This is a genomic window from Fortiea contorta PCC 7126 (assembly GCF_000332295.1).
Lineage (GTDB): Bacteria > Cyanobacteriota > Cyanobacteriia > Cyanobacteriales > Nostocaceae > Fortiea > Fortiea contorta.
On the sequence record NZ_KB235930.1, the window covers coordinates 2979891 to 2996763 of the forward strand.

Sequence of the window (16873 nt, forward strand, 5' to 3'; positions counted from 1 at the left end):
GGAGATGCTGACATCATATTGATTAAAAAATCATCTGTGGCTGGAGCAATTGATATCCTGCATCTTTAATTTTTTGATTTGACACCCAAGAATTGTAAACGCGATCGCTCTCTAAAGAAGTATCCCAAGTAACAGTAGGTAAATTATGGGTTTTAAACACATTATCTAGCAAATCACGACTGCTAAGATGGGCATCGTCTACTAAGTTATAAATTCCTGATAATTGCTGCTCCCGGACAAAATCAATTGCGCCGACAATATCATCAAGATGAATCCAATTGGTGACATCTTCCCCATTCCCCGGACGAGTTGTTCCAGCAGCACGACCAAATATTTTAATCAGTTCTCTACCGGGGCCATAAATTCCCCCTAAACGCAAAATACAAACGCGCTGATTAGCGGTTGCGGCTGATAGTAAAACTGCTTCTGTTGCTTGCAAAATTCTACCGTTGTTATTGCTAGGTGCTGTTGCTGTTTGTTCATCTACAACTGCACCTTTTTTGTTACCATAAACAGCGTAACTGCCTGTATATATCAGTTGTTTAATTGTCGGAAATTCCGGTAAGATTGAGGCTATAGTCTTGGCAGTTTCCAGATAAGTTTCTTCATAGACATTTACACCTTTTGCACCCACACTCAAGAGGACAACATCTTGATTTTGTAATGCTGCTTTGAGTTGTTCTGGATTATTTCCCTGAGCAACTACAACTTTTTGAGCTACAACATTGAGATGGGGGACACGTCCGGGTGTAGTTGTAGTTGCGGTGATGTTAAAATTTTGGTTTTGTTGCCAATATTGGGCGACTGCATAGCCCACATAACCACAACCAATGATTGCAATGTTCATCACTAGATTTTTGACAAAAAGATACTTTTTATTGAACCACAAATATGGCAGACAATCGGGTATATTCTTCCCGACACCCAATCATCGATTAACTATGAATTGCCCCATCAGGCATGATAGCACCTGCGAGGTTAGCACCAATCAATTTTACAAGCAAGCGATCGCCAGAACGAATCCGCGCCCCTGTTAAATCGGCTCCCCGCAAATCAGCACCGCTGAGATCCGCGCCTATTAAGTTTGCGGAGCGCAAATTTGCTTCCCGCATATCAGCTAAAAGTAAGTTAGCTCTAAACAAATTTGCTTCAGATAAATCTGCACCTCTGAGATTAACTTTGTGCATAAAAGTATCACTCAAATTAGCGCCACTCAAGTTAGCAAAACTGAGATTTCTACCGGATAAATCTTTATTGCTTAAGTTAGCGCGACTGAAGTCTTTACCACTCAAATCTGAGTTTCTTTGTACTGGTTGATAAGTGGTTTCCTGTGGTTGTTTTTGTTGAGCAGGTGGTGAGTAAGTTGAAGTTTGGTACTTATTTTTTAAAGAACGCAATTTATCACGAGCTTCATTAATTGCTTTGAGCTTATCTTGAGCTTTTTGTTGTAAGCGGAGATTTTCTTTAGGAATGCGATCAGGATGCCATACAAAAACCAAATCTTTGTAAGCCTGGTTCACTTCTTCAAGTGTGGCTCCTGGCTCTAATTCCAATATTCTATAATACCGCTCCAATTCGCTCATAAGATGTTTTAGTGAACAATCAGCTTAATTATGAGTGATGCTGCCGTCTATCGGCTCAATTCTTTATTAAATCTCTGTTATTTCCTGTAATTTTAGTTCAAATATAATTTGATATTTTTCAGTATAATTCGTTATATTTTTCGCTAATTTTTCAGCATACGTTCATTCTTGGACATATCAGCTTTTTTTGCCAAATTACTTTATTTATATGCTATCTGAATGCATGGGGTAATTTCATATTTCATCTTTCAGTGAAGATTGTCTAGAAATTGTAACAATTAGTTTTGCAGTTTCACTTAATTTGTCAATGATTTTTAACGCCTACCATTTCATATATCTTGACGATATACATCATTAACCTAACATTCAGGCGTCGCTCGTAGCCAGCTTATTTACCTATCCCTTCATCAATTGCGGTTAGAGGAAGCTGAATTTTGCCCGTGTCTCCATCTATCGAGTTCATCATTTCTCCACCGATTTATCGCTCTCAAATATGCCACAACAGGAATTTGATAAATCTCAATAAAAATCCAAACAATAATTGCTAAATGCAACAAAAAAGTTAAGATTGTCCATATTGATGGTAGCCAAGTAATTGGTTCATGTAAATTTGGCGGAAAATTATAAGCAACGATGCCAATTAGGGTGGTGGGAAAAATGATGAAACTGATGGCAGCTAATCCATAACCCCAACCTAATTCCACACCTTCTAATTGAGCTTCTGTCCAGTTAAAGCCGTTCCAATGCCAAATTAGAGGTGGTTGTCTGGAAGGCATTTTTAATTGCTGTTGTTCTAAATTGACAGTGAAAATCTCTTGACAAAAATCACAAGCCATAGTTTCCATTAATGGCATGTGAGTAATCTTACCCACATGACAGACTGGACAAGGATAAACCCCATGATAGTCAAAACGTGTGGTTAAAAGTTTGGAAGCGGGTATCATACGCAATTTCAAATTCCAAAAGATGCAAATTAAAGGCTTACTAGCTGAAAAATTTGATTGAGTAGCAGCAGCATTAGATCAAAGTCATCAAATTTGCAGATTTTTACCGATCAGTCATTTCCCTTACCCATCAGTGCCAAATGGCTGTAAAGTTATGTAAATTCAAGGGTTTCCAGTCTTGATGGGTAGAATAGTAATGAGTTTAACCCTTTTTTGGGTGTCGTGGGGGTCTTGACGCCACCAATCACGTCTGATATTTTGTGTGTGTAGAAGTCTAACCAAATATCTCAAGCGGACACCTTAGACATGTTTCATTCCTACACCTATTTTTATTTTTGGTTTAGAGCGGTTCACCGGCGGTGAATGAAGTTTCCACATGGAAGCCGCCCGGTGAACCGCAGAGCCAACTCTGCGGTTTTTGTTTTTTAAGGAGAATCTGCATCGTTATGACCTATTTCAGTAGCTGGTTTTATGGCTTTTATTTTTGGCCCAGTGCAAACTCCGGGTAAATAGCGTCGTGTCGATAGATCATAACGCGCCCGGAACTAAAGCTTCCGGGCTTTTTTTATGACTAGAGGCGCTGAAGGAAGGATGAAGTCTGAAGTCTCAAGGATGAAATTAAGAAATTTGTACGGTCAGCTTTTGGGCTTTTTGCAATGGGTGGTTTATTTGCACTGTGGTGTACTGATAGAAAATCTTACCATCCATGCCCAATACCCAACACTCTATGCCCAATACCCAATTTTTCAAGAAAATCAAACCATGATTAATGCTAAACTCGCTGCAAAATCTCATCTCAACCACCAAACAATCATCAAACTGACGGATAAAGTTGCTTTCGGTGGTGAAGAACTGGTAATTATTGGTGGCCCTTGTACAGTTGAAAGCCCGGAGCAAATGGAAAAAGTTGCTCAACAGCTAGCTGTAGCGCCTGTACAAGGGTTGCGCGGTGGTGTTTATAAACCCCGCAGTTCTCCCTACGCTTTTCAGGGGATGGGTGAAGAGGGACTAAAAATTTTGGCAGACGTGCGATCGCGCTACAATGTCCCTGTCATTACTGAAGTCATGTGTATTTCTCAAATTGAAATAGTGGCTACCCACGCTGATATGCTCCAAGTTGGTAGCCGCAATATGCAAAACTTCGACTTACTCAAAGCTTTAGGACAAGCTGGTAAACCGATATTGCTCAAGCGTGGCTTGGCGGCGACAATTGAAGAGTTAGTGATGGCAGCCGAATATATTTTGAGCCACGGCAACCCAGATGTGGTACTCTGCGAGCGGGGTATCCGCAGCTTTGATAATTACACTCGCAATGTTTTAGATTTAGGAGCGGTTGCGGCTCTCAAGCAAATTACTCACCTACCCGTAATTGTAGATCCATCCCATGCTGTCGGTAAACGGGAATTAGTTGCACCGATGGCGAAAGCTGCTGTTGCTTGTGGGGCGGATGGATTAATTATTGAGTGTCACCCAGAACCAGAAAAATCAGTCTCTGATGCGCGTCAAGCCATATCTCTAGAAGAAATGGTGAATTTAGTGCATAGTCTCAAACCTATAGCCGCAGCAGTAGGACGCAATATTTCCACAACAACGGGGGCGGGTTTAGAGCCGACCCCCATATTTTGTGTTGCTTAAATCTTCACTAAGAGCGATGTTTAATTATTTTTTCCTTGCGAATATAGTTTGTTTTTGCAAACTAGAACTAGAAAAAAATTCTAGTAATTTGCCAAAATACGCTGGCAGATAAATCATTGTTTTTGGTAATGTTTTTTTTCCAATTATCCATTACCAATTACCCATTAAAAAATTCCTCACCCTTTTGTGGATGAGGAATTTTAATTAACATCTTTATGTCTTTTCTAGCTGAATTTTAGCCAGTTGTAATGAAGCGGTGACTAGGCGCTGTGATGTCGTGTAGCGGTTTTTCGACAGCGCTTAATCAACAACTGGCAATGGTTGGGAGTTAAGTTGAATTAGGAACTTTCACCCGATTCCTGCTTCTTCTTTTTTTATCTCCCCTCCTGTTGATATCTTATTTAAACTCTAATAAAAATGTTTTGGCTGCCAATTTGGCAGAATCTTTTTCGCTTCAAAAGACTGTGGAATCTGGTTTTACAGCCAAAAAGCAAAAATGGTCTAAGGGGTAATACCCCTAATTTTCCTTGTTTGAGAAATGGTAGTAACTTAGTCAAAATTTTCATTGTCACTTATGTAATCTGTTTATTTATTGCAGTTTTTTTTATAAAAAATTCAGTTATTTACATATACTCTATTAATCCATTTTGTTGTGAATAACAATTAATGGATAAAATATTGGAGAAATTTTTAGTAAGTTGTAATTTAGCATCAAATTATTGCTACTTACGAAGTTTAGATAACATGAGCCGATAAATTGTATATATTGTGATACCATTTTCACAGAAAAACGAAAGAAATTAAGTGGCTGAATACAAGGTTGAGAAATAATTATGTAGGGGCGAATACAAATAGGAAAACGCGCATTATACATCACAAATAAGTCTTGGTGGAAAATCGTACCTAAAATTATAGGAAAGTATGATTCAAATTCTTGACTCTACCTTGAGAGAAGGTGAACAAACTCCAGGCGTTTATTTTTCTCCTGAGATTAAATTAGCGATCGCTCAGTTTTTAGATCACATAGGAATTGATATTATTGAAGCTGGAAATCCTGCTGTAGATCGAGAAATTGCTGTAGCGATTACTCGCATTGCTAACGCTGGACTCAAAGCCAAAATAGGCGCGCATTCGCGGTGTCGCATCGATGATGTGAACAAAGCACTAGATTGTGGAATCAACTTTTTAGGAATTTTTTTTAGTGTTTCCCAGAAGCGATTACAACAAGATTACAATCTCTGTTTAGAAGCTGCTATTGCAAGAATTGCTGAAGTCATCACCTACGCAAGAAAACAGCAAAGCGACTTATTAATTAGATATACTCCAGAAGATACAGTCCGTTCGCCAATCGAAGATATTATCGCCGCAGCTAGTGTAGCCGTCCAAGCAGGAGCTAATATCATTAGCATCGCTGATACAACCGGATACACAACTCCATTCCACGAAACCCGCAGCATATCTTATTATGTGAAAACCCTCAAAACAGAATTGGCAAAACTGAACTTACATCCAAAAATAGAAGTTCATTGTCACAATGATCGAGGTTTAGCCTTGGCGAATGCGCTCGATGCATACAAAGCAGGAGCTGATATTATTGACGTCACAGTTATGGGAATTGGAGAAAGAGCAGGAATTGTGGATTTGGCAGAGTTACTGATCAATCTCACAGACATGTTTGCAGAAAAACCAGCGTGGGATCTCACATACTTAAAGAAATTATACGATTTAGTCAGTGAGCATTCCCATATACCCATTCCACCCCATCACCCTATAGTCGGTAAAAATGCGTTTACTCACTATGCTGGTGTACACGTGAAAGCTGTGGCTAAAAACGAAGAACTATATCAAAGTTTAAATCCGGAAATTATCGGTATAAAGAGTAGCTTTGCTTTAGGAATGCAATCAGGATACACTGCGATTCAACTCGCTCTCAAACAAATAGGTAGAAGCGAAATAGCTGAAAATCAAGCTGTTGTGAGCAAAATTCTCCATGAAATTAAAGAAATTGCCAGAAGAGGAAACCCCATCGACATTGAAAAGGAACTGCCCGCAATTATAGAACGTTTCTGCCTTAACCAGATAATTAATAGTGAGATTTGTAGTATTTACAGCGTTTTTCATGTACATGAGGTACACGGGTAGGGGCGAACGGTTGTTCGCCCTTGGAAACGGTTGTTAATAAACTATTTCCGAATCGGTGTACCGCAAGGATAAGTTGCGACTCCTTCAGAAGCACTGTCAGCTACAGATGGCTTTGCTCTAGCTGCTAGATAATCTTTTTGCAGTGTCGCCAATATTTCCTCGCGTCGGTCATACAATCGCTTCAATGGGCGAGGTTGACACTGGTTGAGGACATATGCTGTTACTAACGGTAGAGCGATCGTGCTATCGGTATAACAAACAATAGTGCTGGGTAACTCATCTGGGTCAATCTTACCCCAGCTCACTGCTTCCGAAGGTGTCGCCCCGGATAACCCACCTGTATCAGGACGCGCATCAGTAAACTGAACAAAATAATCATGTCCCCGTTCTTCCAGCCCTAATACCTCGTGGATTTGCGGCTGGGTTTGTAGCAAAAAGTTTTTAGGACTACCGCCGCCAAGAATTACAGCTGCACTTTTACCTTCTCCTTCCCGCGCATTGTAAGCGATCGCAGCTGTCTCATTCACGTCAATTGCTGGATCTAACACCAACTCTGAACCTTCCAACGCCAAAGCAGCTACATTCATTCCAATGGAACTGTCACCAGGGGAAGATGTGTAAATCGGCACGCCATATTCATAAGCTGTCGCTAACAAACACGAGTGCTTCACGCCCAATTGTTTCTCTACTTCCCGGACATACTTACCCAGCAGATAGTGAAACTCAGCAGTTCCCATCCGCTTCTGAAATGGTTCCGCTTGCAGAATCTTACGGATAAAAGCATCTGTTTCTAGCAACACATCATAGCCAAACATGATGTCATAAATCCGGATAGTCCCTTGCTCACGCAGCTTGACATCATCCGCAAACGGACTACCAGCAAACAATTCAAAACCCAAGCCATAGTGCATATCATGATAGAGATTCGCACCAGTGCTAATCATCCAGTCGATAAAGCCGCTGCGAATTAAAGGCGCAAGTGCGGAAACTCCGAATCCTGCTGGTGTCATCGCTCCAGAAAGACTCACACCCACAGTCACATCCCCCTGGAATACATCCCGACTCAGCAGTTGACAGATTTCCCGCAACCGCGCCGAGTTGTAAGCAGTGAAGTAATTATCAATCAAATCCACCACACCGATATCAGTTGATAAAGGTACAGGTGCGATTTTTTGACCCTGCTGTTTTGACATTTTTGCACTCCCGAAAAGTAAACACGCCGAATCTAATGGTAACGAGCTTTCAGTGTTTTCTTGTATGACCTCTGTGCTGATATGAAGAAAGCGATCGCTTTAAACTTTCGCCAAATTAAACTTTTGCTAAAGTCACCATCTGCGGCTGATCCTGATATTTACCCTGGCGCGCTTCATAACTAATAGCGCAGGGTTCCCCTTCTAAAAACAGCAACTGTACCACACCTTCCTGGGCGTAGATGCGACAATCAGCGCTGGAAGAATTAGAAAATTCCAAAGTTAAATGACCCCGCCACGCTGCCTCTGCAGGTGTTAAATTTGCTATAATTCCGCAACGTGCGTAAGTAGATTTACCAATACAAATTACTGTAATATTATTTGGGACTTCGATTTTTTCGAGAGCTACTCCTAAACCGTAGGAATGGGCAGGTAAGATAAAATAGCTACCATCAGTACCCGTATGCAAGGGTGTCGGTTCTAGATTGTGAGGATTAAAATTTTTAGGATCAACTACAGTTCCGGGAATATGGCGAAAAATGCGGAATTCAGCGGGAGAAAGCCGGATATCGTAGCCATAGGAAGATAAACCATAACTGATCACAGGCTGGACTGACGAAGACGCATCCTGTTGTAATTTGCGGATTAAACTTGGCTCAAAGGGTGAAATCATCCCCTGTTGAGCCATTTCGGTAATCCAGATATCATTTTTGATCACAACTTCACAAGTAATTCCAACGAATTTACTAGGATAACGTAAAGCGGTACATTCTTGTCATGGACGATGACTGCGACGAATTTCGGTAATTTGATCTGCCACATCTAGGAGAGATTTTGGCATTTCTGGCCCAGTAAGGATGATATCGACATGGGGGGGGCGGTTGGCGAGGAAGGCTAAAACTTCGGCTTCGGGAATCAAACCAAAATTAATTGCCAAACTTAACTCATCCAAAACCACGAGGGTGTATTTACCCTCACATACTACCTGTTGTGTGTATTGCCATAGCTGTTGTAAGGCTTGGTTTTCCGAGTCGTCTAACTGTGGTGTATCAATGCAACGCGGTAAATCGCAGCGAATCCAATCTAAATTTTGTCCTAGCTGAATCGGGCGGTCTTGTCCTTGTCCAATACCGCCTTTGAGGAATTGTACCACTAATACTGGAGTACCTTGACCAGCAATTCTCAGTGATTGAGCCATGACGGTTGTGAAAAAGTTACGGTGAGGACTAGTGAAAACTTGCACCAATCCTGCCACAGGAGTCAGTAAGCTAAGGGTTGAATTTACACCAGGGGTGTCTAATTGAGCCACCATAGAATTAAGTTTAAAAAATACAATTTATGTGAGCAATTTTACAGAGATTAGCGATCGCTAATTTACCTATATAATCAACATGATTTCTCTGAATGTAGACCTGGAGCAAGCTGCATTCATCAGTCAATAGTCAAGCACTGGGTTGATCCTGAAGTCAAGACTTCCTGGGGTGGAGATTGGTATTTTGTAAACAAAAATAGTCGTAAAAAGGAGAAAAAACCAATAAAGACCAAAAATCATGACAAAAGCTGGATTGAATGACTGAAAAACGCCAAATGTTAGATTTATTGTCTGTTTGGGCAAAACAGAATCAGAAGGTTGTGAGTTTGACAGGACGAGGAGCGACTAGTGGTAAGATTGGTGATTCTGGGAGGTTCAGGATCGGGGAAAAGTACTCAAGGACAAAGGCTTTGTAGACACTTCGACATTCCTTATATTTCTACAGGTGAGATTTTACGGCAAGCGATGTCTGGGGACAAGTCCTCACTCCCCCAGGAAACTGCTTTGGGTTTAGGAAGCAATTCTAGCATTAACAATTTGGGTTATTACGCACAGCCCTTTATAGAGAAAGGCGAGCTAGTGCCAGACGATATGATGATCGAATTAATTCGCACTCAGTTAAAACAACTAGATATTAATAATGGTTGGTTATTAGAAGGCTATCCCCGCACAGCCTTTCAAGCAGAAGAGTTAGATTTTTTACTCGATTCCCTAGGGCAAAAATTAGACTGGGCGATTTATTTACAAGTACCAGAAGCTGTCATGGTCAGCCGTTGTCTAGGGCGATCGCTACCAGATGAACAACCAGAAATAGTCCAGCGCCGGATAGAATTATTTTACGATCGCACTGTCCCCATCTTAGAATACTATGATCGCCGTCGCCGCCTGCTCACCATCAACGGCGACCAACTCCGAGAAGTTGTCCAGCAGAATATTTTGAATCTACTCTCACTCACTTGAAAACTGCAATCAATCAAACTTAAAAATTTTCCCTCTCTAACAAAAAGGTAATCTTAAGGCAGTATTCTAAATAAAAATCTAGAGGCAACTCCAATGGTTTGGCAGCGTCCAGACGGCCGACAACCTTACGAGCTCCGTCCCATCAGCTTTCACACAGGCTTTACCCGTTTTGCGCCCGGTTCAGTACTAGCAAAATGCGGTGACACTCAAGTGCTGTGTACCGTCAGCGTCACTGAGGGTGTGCCCAAGTTTCTCACAGGAACTGGTAAAGGTTGGTTAACTGCTGAATATCGAATGCTACCCAGTGCAACCCAACAAAGACAAGAGCGAGAATTGTTGAAACTGTCTGGACGAACGCAAGAAATTCAACGCTTGATTGGACGCAGTTTAAGAGCTGCGGTGGATTTTGAGCTTCTTGGAGAACGCACCTTAACCGTAGATACGGACGTATTGCAAGCAGACGCAGGCACGAGAACCACAGCGATTACAGGCTCCTTTGTCGCCTTAGCTGATGCAATTTCCCAATTATTGCACCAAAAAGTCATAGAGCGATCGCCCCTCAAGGAGCAGATAGCAGCAGTGTCTGTGGGATTATTGCAAGGAGAACCATTTTTAGATCTCAACTACATCGAAGACGTAGCCGCCACAGTCGATTTCAACGTCGTCATGAACCAGCATCTGGGGATTATTGAAGTCCAAGGAACAGCCGAAGCAGGTAGTTTTAGCCGTCTTCAACTCAACCAATTACTAGATTTTGCCGAAAAAGGCATTCAGCAACTGCTCATCGCCCAGAGAGCAGCCGTCAGCGACTCGGCTGGGGTGATGGGGGGATGGGGTGATGGGGGGATGGGGAGCGTGGGGTGATGAGACTGATTACATTCCCTGTTCCCTAATGCCTGTTCCCTCGCCTAAATGCATAATTTATTTTGCAGAACCAGTTATTAAAAGTTTCAAAAGTTAGAACGGAGAATCGACAGAAATTCGGTATTGTATTGCTGGAAGCCGGCAATCTGATGATAAAGCTATGAACAAAACGGTTGAAGTTTTACCGGATCAGTCAGCGCTGGTAGCACGAGCGCTGGAGTTGATCCTGTCTAGAATAGAGACTGCTATTCAGGAGCGGGGACGCTTCACCATCGCCCTCTCTGGGGGTAGTACACCAAAGCCTCTGTATGAAGCGATCGCTAATCAAAATCTACCTTGGGATAAGATTCATGTATTCTGGGGAGATGAGCGTTATGTCCCCCCTGATCATCCAGACAGTAACGAGTTGATGGCACGGCGGGCGTGGTTGGATCGTGTGAACATCCCCGCAGCAAATATTCACGCTATACCAACCCTAGAAGCTGATCCAGCCCTAGCAGCCGCTAAGTATGAAAGGCATTTGCAACAATTTTTTTCTTCCATATCCGGAGAGATACCCAGTTTAGATGTAGTCTTGCTAGGAATGGGGGATGATGCCCATACTGCTTCTTTATTTCCGCACACAGAAGCGTTAAAAGTACGCGATCGCTTGATCACTGTGGGTAACAAAGACAGCAGCATCCGTATCACCTTTACTTACCCATTCATTAACTCAGCTCGCAGCGTTATTTTTGTGGTTGCAGGTGCTAACAAACGACCAGCTTTAGCTCAAGTTTTTGCACCAGTAGCGGATGATTTTACTTATCCATCTCGCTTAATTCAACCCCAAGGAGAACTTTGGTGGTTGCTGGATGCGGCCGCAGGTTCGGAACTCCCAGCCTAAATTTGCTATCAGGAGTAATTGTGAGCATTTAAAGCTAGAGTTGCTCTTTTATCTAACTTCCCAGTGGTAATTTCCGCCCGGAGTTCTCTCTGCTTGCCAGTAAAATTTTACGGTGATCTTGAACAAAGGCTTAATATCGATGATCGTCTGTCCCAATTGTAATCATCCCAATCCAGACGGCGCTGTCCAATGCGAAGCGTGCTATACACCATTACCAGCGAATACTAGTTGTCCCAGTTGTGGGGCAGTTGTGCAGGCAGATGCTGCTTTTTGCGGTCAGTGTGGTTATCATCTCCGCTCTAGCACCCCGGCGGCGGCGCCAGCAGCAGTAGTAGCGCCAACTCTCGCTGTCGATCCTACTGTCGCAGTAGAAATACCACCTTTAGAAGTGCCTGATCTGCCTTTAGAACCTTTACAACCAGTGGCTGTTTCCTCCCTACCGCCAACAGCAGTCGCCATCCCAGTACCGCCAACTCAACCACCAGTACCAGCCTCAGTAGACCCCGCAGAAGAACTTGAGGTGGAAGCTGTCGTTTTTCAGCCAGAAATTTCTGCACCACCAGACCCCGCACCAGTGGCGCTGGAAGCGGAAGCAACTGTACAAGAGCCAGAAGCAACCGTACAAGAGCCAGAACCAACCGTACAAGAGCCAGAAGCAACTGTACAAGAGCCAGAAGGAGCAGCAACAGTAGGTAACTTCGCTCCCCCGCCTGTGGCGACTGTTTCTAAAACCCAATTGCAGCAGATAACAGCGCGACTCTTCCATGTGCAGAGTGACAAGGAAATTGAATTACCACAAACTTTGTCTGTGATTCACATTGGCAAACCTAATGACCGTATTCCTCCGGATGTCGATGTTTCCGGTTTTCCGAATTCGGAGATTGTCTCACGGATTCATGCAGATATTCGCGTTGAGGGAGGCGCTTACTACGTAGAAGATGTAGGCAGTTCTAATGGTACTTACATTAACAACTCGCCACTGTCAGCAGGAAATAGACACCGCCTCCGACCCGGCGATCGCATCAGCTTGGGTAAAGGTGACTTGGTAACATTTATCTTTCAACTTTCGTAAAACTAGGGGCTAGGTACAAAAAGGCTGAAGTATAAAGTATAAATTATGAAACTAATAAACTTGTATATTCAGCCTTTCATAGATTTGTAACGGGTGCTTTATTTACGCTTTGGCGTATTAAAGATAGGGAATTAGATCATACTTTTTCTTTCTCATCTCCCTAACTCGTCTTGAAACCCCTAGCCCCCAGTCCCTAGCCCCTAATATTTGCAGGAATTATCAGCCATGAGGGAACCAGGAAAAAATTTGACAAACTTAGTCCCCCAACAAGCGCCACCACAGCTAGAAAGTATGGGGTTGACTTGGTTAATTGCAGCAGCGATCGCTACTATATTGCTGTGGCAAATTCCCGGCGGCAACTATATTTTATACCCCTTCACCATCTTGGCAACCTGGTTTCACGAAATGGGTCATGGCTTGATGGCTCTGTTATTGGGGGGACAGTTCCAAAAATTAGAGATTTTTAGTAATGGTGCTGGTGTCGCCACTTATGCGATCGCTTTATCATTAGGCCCTATTGGCCCTGGTTTAGTTGCTGCTGCTGGGCCGATGGGGCCGCCAATTGCTGGCGCTGCTTTAATTTTGGCTTCCCGTAGTTTTCCAGTAGCTTCCCTCGGTTTGAAGATTTTAGGGGGATTTTTGCTACTGTCTACATTAATTTGGGTACGTTCTGCTTTTGGATTTGTGGCTATTCCACTGCTAGGTTTAATGATCCTGGCTATTGCTCTGAAAGCGCCGCGCTGGATGCAAGGATTTACAATTCAATTTCTCGGCGTGCAAGCTTGTGTGAGCACTTACCATCAATTAGATTATCTATTTAGCTACAGTGCTGGATTTCTGGGACTTTCCGATACAGCGCAGATGCAGAAGTATTTATTGTTACCCTATTGGTTTTGGGGTGGATTAATGGCGATCGCTTCTGGGGTAATCTTAGTGCAGAGTCTCCGCATTGCCTATCGTCGAGCCTAGAGGAAGATGCAAGTAAGCTGACCGCAAGCTCAAGCCCTTGGGCAGAGATTAAAAAGATTTTAGGGTTTATGCCTTTGATTCCGGCGATTGTTTACTATCCTCATCTTATTTTAGCTGTGTCAGTCCACTACAAATTGAATTTTTTTTAAATTGGAAATCCCTAATGTGACGAATTTTTAAGATAATATGGGCAATTTTCAGAAACCAAGCGAACTTGGGTGAATTCATATTGTAGATAATTAGTTGCCCGGAGAGGCACAAATTATGAGAAACTCTGAAAGTTGCTCAAATCAAAGTCAGCGATCTAAGTTAGTTAATTTTGCCACATCTTTATTAGCAACATTGACAGTAGCTGCAAGTATTAATTGTGCGAATGCTAATAGTGTAAAAATAACTGCCACAGAAACAGTTACCTCGCCATCAGTTCAACTAACTCAGTCCAAACCAACTATTACTCAGTTACAAACCACCAACACTCCATATCAGGCTGCGGGAATTGATCCTGTAGCTTTGATTCCCATTGTAGTAGTTGGCGGTTTAGTGATATTTATTCCCCTGTTCTTTGGCGGACTGGTGGTCATCGGCGAGCGGGAAGTTGGTGTCGTGGTACGGAAATTCACCATATCTGGGCGTGCACTCCCAGCTGGACGCTTGATTGCTCTTAATGGCGAAGCTGGTTTACAGGCTGATACTTTGGCTCCTGGCTGGCACTGGGGTTATTGGCCTTGGCAGTATTCTGTCAAAAAAGAGTCAGTAATTGTCATTCCTCAAGGGGAAATCGCCTTGATTGTGGCTGCAGATGGCGAACCCAACCCACCAGAGCGCATCCTCGGTAAGGTTGTTGATTGTGACAACTTCCAAGACGCGCGGAAATTCCTGACTCAAGGCGGAGAAAAAGGCCGACAAATGAGTTTTCTCACCGCAGGCACTTACCGCATCAACACCGCGCTGTTTAAAGTGATTACAGCTGCAAATGCTAGTCATCACGATATGAATTCACAACAGTTGCATATTCATGAAATTGCAGCAGAAAAGGTAGGTATTGTTACCACCTTGGATGGTTCACCTATCCCCCCAGGTGAAATCGCCGGACGTGTAATTACTGGACATGATAATTTCCAGAACGGTCAAAAATTTATCGATGCTCGAGGACAAAGAGGTTTACAAGAACAGGTATTATTATCAGGTTCTTGGAATTTAAATCCTTGGTTCGTCCATATTGAACAAGTACCGATGACGGAAATCCCCATCGGCTACGTGGGTGTGGTGATTTCTTTCGTAGGTAAAGAACACGAAGATGTGAGCGGAGCCGCTTTCACCCACGGGAATTTGGTCAACCAAGGGCATAAGGGCGTTTGGGTCGAGCCGTTGTATCCTGGGAAACACCCGCTCAACACCAAGGTGATGAAAATTGAGCTAGTCCCAACAACGAATATAGTCTTAAACTTTACTGAAAGAATTACTGGCAAACACGGTTACGATACGAATTTACGGGCGCTGAAACTGCTATCATTTGATGGTTTTAGCTTCGATTTAGAAATTTTCCAAATTATCCACATCGGCGCTTCAGATGCACCTAAAGTGATTTCCCGCTTGGGTTCGATGCAAAACGTCATTGATCAGGTTTTGCGGCCCATTGTGGGGAATTATTTCCGGAACTCGGCTCAAGAGTATACTATCTTGGATTTCTTGAGTGCGCGCAGCGATCGCCAAGTGGAAGCTTCCGAATACGTGAAATCTGCTTTGCGTGCTTATGATGTCCAAGCGGTGGATTCCTTGATTGGTTTGATTACGCCACCAGAAGAGTTAATGCAGACATTGACAGAGCGGAAAATTGCGGAAGAAAAACGTAAAACTTACGAAGTTCAGCAGCTAGCGCAAACCCAGAGACAGCAACTGGTGCGGGAAACAGCATTAGCTGATATCCAAGAAGAAATGGTACAGTCAGAGCAAAATGTGCAGATTGCTGAACTCAAAGCCCAAGCCGAGATTAAGCAAGCGAATGGTGAAGCGGAAGCAGCCAAACTCCGTGCAATTGCTGAGGCTGAAGGTATCCGCGCTACGGGTACGGCGAAAGCAGAAACTTATCAAGCTGGTGTGGAAGCTTTGGGAACACAAAGTTATACAGCTATGCAGGTAATGCAAATTATAGGCGATCGCAATGTCCGCTTAATTCCAGATATCCTAGTTGGTGGTAGCAATGGCAGCACTAACGGCTTAGTGGATGGGCTACTATCAATGATTTTATGGAATCAAACCGGTAAACAAGGTGAGATTACACCAACATCCGTGCACCCGCAACCGATAGTGAAAACTCAACCAAAAGGACAAAATGGCTTTCCTCCCATAGTGGTTGATTTACCAGGAGATAAGTAAATCGCTAGAATTTGTTAGTTTTTAGGTAGTCAGCACTTTAGTAAGTTTTATTCACTAAAGTGCTATTACCAACATCATATTAATTTTGAGGATTTTACTCATGACTCAAGCGCTAACTAAACTGGTAATTTCAAGATAAATACAAGAGATGGCAAGGGCAAATTTTAACTTGATACGGTTTCTTTTCTCTAGTAGACTTCTTGCATAAATCTTTTTTTGTTTCGCGCAAAGGCGCAAAGACGCAAAGAAAAGAACGCTAAGAGCGACTTTTGCAAGAGGTCTAATCTTGTACCGCAGGAAAAATTTGCTGTTTAACCCAATTGCGAAAAGTTCTGGTTGTGGCGATTTCTCCTTTCTTTTTACTTTCTTGAATAAACTGGGGAATTTCTTTAACTGCTACGGGTGTAAAAGTAGGGCTAACTTCAATTTCTGAGTATTGCCCAGATTCGAGACGATAAATTCGTAATACAGTACCGTTATATCGCCAAAATTCAGGAATTCCCATAGCAGCATAGAGTCTTAATTTGTCTATCTGCGACCGGGAATATTCGACTTCAAGCACCAAATCTGGCGGTGGGTCAAATGCTAAATCTATTTTTTCTTTACTTCTCACCAAAAACTCGTTCTGGATGTAGTAACTGCTATCTGGCTCTCCTCCCCGTTCTAAATCATCTCGCGTTAAGGTAAGAGAACCAACTCGTTTAATTTCTAATCCCAACTCTTCGCATAATACTCCAATAAAAGCCTCAATTAGGCGGTTTGAGTTTTCGTGCGCCATGAGTGGTGTCATAATTTCTATTGTGCCATTGTCATAAGCCAGCCGAGTATTACGTTCTGAACCCATTTCAGTCAGCACGGTTTTAAATGTCTGCCAACTGATATTTTCTAGTAAAACTCTGGTTTCTGCGGGTGTAGCTATCGTCACCATAGTTTAATTCTACTG

The 16873-nt window shown here is 42.8% G+C and carries 15 protein-coding genes; 8 read left to right on the plus strand and 7 right to left on the minus strand.

Going from position 1 to position 16873, the window contains the following annotated elements; all coding sequences use genetic code 11:
* Positions 1-22 precede the first annotated feature (22 nt).
* The 3 genes from MIC7126_RS0113720 to MIC7126_RS27585 form a co-directional block, all read right to left on the minus strand.
* The gene (locus tag MIC7126_RS0113720) at positions 23-847 is read right to left on the minus strand and encodes an SDR family oxidoreductase (RefSeq protein WP_017653733.1); all 825 of its coding nucleotides are present in this window, start codon (positions 845-847) and stop codon (positions 23-25) included.
* 88 nt (positions 848-935) lie between these two features.
* A complete protein-coding gene (locus tag MIC7126_RS0113725; RefSeq protein ID WP_017653734.1) occupies positions 936-1583 on the minus strand; it encodes a pentapeptide repeat-containing protein in 648 nt (215 codons plus the stop codon).
* Positions 1584-1990: 407 nt separating this feature from the next.
* The gene (locus MIC7126_RS27585) at positions 1991-2524 is read right to left on the minus strand and encodes a hypothetical protein (RefSeq protein ID WP_051050437.1); all 534 of its coding nucleotides are present in this window, start codon (positions 2522-2524) and stop codon (positions 1991-1993) included.
* Positions 2525-3289: 765 nt separating this feature from the next.
* Here MIC7126_RS27585 and aroF point away from each other — a divergent pair.
* Positions 3290-4162: a 3-deoxy-7-phosphoheptulonate synthase gene (gene aroF / locus MIC7126_RS0113735; protein WP_026100243.1), complete on the plus strand. Its 873-nt coding sequence runs from the start codon at positions 3290-3292 to the stop codon at positions 4160-4162.
* 921 nt (positions 4163-5083) lie between these two features.
* Positions 5084-6304: a LeuA family protein gene (locus tag MIC7126_RS0113740; RefSeq protein ID WP_017653737.1), complete on the plus strand. Its 1221-nt coding sequence runs from the start codon at positions 5084-5086 to the stop codon at positions 6302-6304.
* 41 nt (positions 6305-6345) lie between these two features.
* Here the strand turns inward: MIC7126_RS0113740 and MIC7126_RS0113745 are convergent, their stop codons facing one another.
* The 3 genes from MIC7126_RS0113745 to MIC7126_RS0113755 form a co-directional block, all read right to left on the minus strand.
* Positions 6346-7497 carry a homospermidine biosynthesis protein gene (locus MIC7126_RS0113745; RefSeq protein ID WP_017653738.1) on the minus strand — a complete coding sequence of 384 codons (1152 nt, stop codon included), beginning with the start codon at positions 7495-7497 and terminating at the stop codon, positions 6346-6348.
* Positions 7498-7612: 115 nt separating this feature from the next.
* Entirely contained in the window at positions 7613-8182 is a 570-nt protein-coding gene (gene dcd, locus MIC7126_RS0113750) for a dCTP deaminase (RefSeq protein WP_040630232.1), read from the minus strand.
* 87 nt (positions 8183-8269) lie between these two features.
* Positions 8270-8806, minus strand: coding sequence for a P-loop NTPase family protein (locus MIC7126_RS0113755; protein ID WP_017653740.1), 537 nt, complete (start codon positions 8804-8806; stop codon positions 8270-8272).
* 348 nt (positions 8807-9154) lie between these two features.
* Here MIC7126_RS0113755 and MIC7126_RS0113760 point away from each other — a divergent pair, with 348 nt between their 5' ends.
* The 6 genes from MIC7126_RS0113760 to MIC7126_RS0113785 all read left to right on the plus strand — a co-directional run bounded on the left by MIC7126_RS0113760 (position 9155) and on the right by MIC7126_RS0113785 (position 15930).
* Positions 9155-9766: an adenylate kinase family protein gene (locus MIC7126_RS0113760; RefSeq protein WP_040629789.1), complete on the plus strand. Its 612-nt coding sequence runs from the start codon at positions 9155-9157 to the stop codon at positions 9764-9766.
* A gap of 93 nt (positions 9767-9859) precedes the next feature.
* Positions 9860-10630, plus strand: a complete 771-nt coding sequence (gene rph / locus MIC7126_RS0113765) for a ribonuclease PH (RefSeq protein ID WP_017653743.1) — start codon at positions 9860-9862, stop codon at positions 10628-10630.
* Positions 10631-10790: 160 nt separating this feature from the next.
* The gene (pgl, locus tag MIC7126_RS0113770; protein ID WP_017653744.1) at positions 10791-11513 is read left to right on the plus strand and encodes a 6-phosphogluconolactonase; all 723 of its coding nucleotides are present in this window, start codon (positions 10791-10793) and stop codon (positions 11511-11513) included.
* A gap of 139 nt (positions 11514-11652) precedes the next feature.
* Positions 11653-12585, plus strand: coding sequence for an FHA domain-containing protein (locus tag MIC7126_RS0113775; RefSeq protein ID WP_017653745.1), 933 nt, complete (start codon positions 11653-11655; stop codon positions 12583-12585).
* 225 nt (positions 12586-12810) lie between these two features.
* Positions 12811-13554 carry a M50 family metallopeptidase gene (locus tag MIC7126_RS0113780; protein WP_017653746.1) on the plus strand — a complete coding sequence of 248 codons (744 nt, stop codon included), beginning with the start codon at positions 12811-12813 and terminating at the stop codon, positions 13552-13554.
* 264 nt (positions 13555-13818) lie between these two features.
* Positions 13819-15930 (plus strand): SPFH domain-containing protein, encoded by a 2112-nt coding sequence (locus MIC7126_RS0113785; protein WP_017653747.1) that lies wholly within the window; start codon positions 13819-13821, stop codon positions 15928-15930.
* A gap of 280 nt (positions 15931-16210) precedes the next feature.
* On the opposite strand, the gene MIC7126_RS0113790 is transcribed toward MIC7126_RS0113785, so the two are convergent.
* Positions 16211-16858, minus strand: coding sequence for a Uma2 family endonuclease (locus tag MIC7126_RS0113790; RefSeq protein ID WP_017653748.1), 648 nt, complete (start codon positions 16856-16858; stop codon positions 16211-16213).
* Positions 16859-16873 lie beyond the last annotated feature (15 nt).

Excerpts from the sequence above, each read along its gene's own strand:
- MIC7126_RS0113720 (WP_017653733.1), bottom strand. The coding sequence starts at position 847 with ATGAACATTGCAATCATTGGTTGTGGTTATGTGGGCTATGCAGTCGCC.
- MIC7126_RS0113725 (WP_017653734.1), bottom strand. The coding sequence starts at position 1,583 with ATGAGCGAATTGGAGCGGTATTATAGAATATTGGAATTAGAGCCAGGA.
- aroF (WP_026100243.1), top strand. The coding sequence starts at position 3,290 with ATGATTAATGCTAAACTCGCTGCAAAATCTCATCTCAACCACCAAACA.
- MIC7126_RS0113740 (WP_017653737.1), top strand. The coding sequence starts at position 5,084 with ATGATTCAAATTCTTGACTCTACCTTGAGAGAAGGTGAACAAACTCCA.
- MIC7126_RS0113745 (WP_017653738.1), bottom strand. The coding sequence starts at position 7,497 with ATGTCAAAACAGCAGGGTCAAAAAATCGCACCTGTACCTTTATCAACT.
- dcd (WP_040630232.1), bottom strand. The coding sequence starts at position 8,182 with ATGGCTCAACAGGGGATGATTTCACCCTTTGAGCCAAGTTTAATCCGC.
- MIC7126_RS0113755 (WP_017653740.1), bottom strand. The coding sequence starts at position 8,806 with ATGGTGGCTCAATTAGACACCCCTGGTGTAAATTCAACCCTTAGCTTA.
- rph (WP_017653743.1), top strand. The coding sequence starts at position 9,860 with ATGGTTTGGCAGCGTCCAGACGGCCGACAACCTTACGAGCTCCGTCCC.
- pgl (WP_017653744.1), top strand. The coding sequence starts at position 10,791 with ATGAACAAAACGGTTGAAGTTTTACCGGATCAGTCAGCGCTGGTAGCA.
- MIC7126_RS0113775 (WP_017653745.1), top strand. The coding sequence starts at position 11,653 with ATGATCGTCTGTCCCAATTGTAATCATCCCAATCCAGACGGCGCTGTC.
- MIC7126_RS0113780 (WP_017653746.1), top strand. The coding sequence starts at position 12,811 with ATGAGGGAACCAGGAAAAAATTTGACAAACTTAGTCCCCCAACAAGCG.
- MIC7126_RS0113785 (WP_017653747.1), top strand. The coding sequence starts at position 13,819 with ATGAGAAACTCTGAAAGTTGCTCAAATCAAAGTCAGCGATCTAAGTTA.
- MIC7126_RS0113790 (WP_017653748.1), bottom strand. The coding sequence starts at position 16,858 with ATGGTGACGATAGCTACACCCGCAGAAACCAGAGTTTTACTAGAAAAT.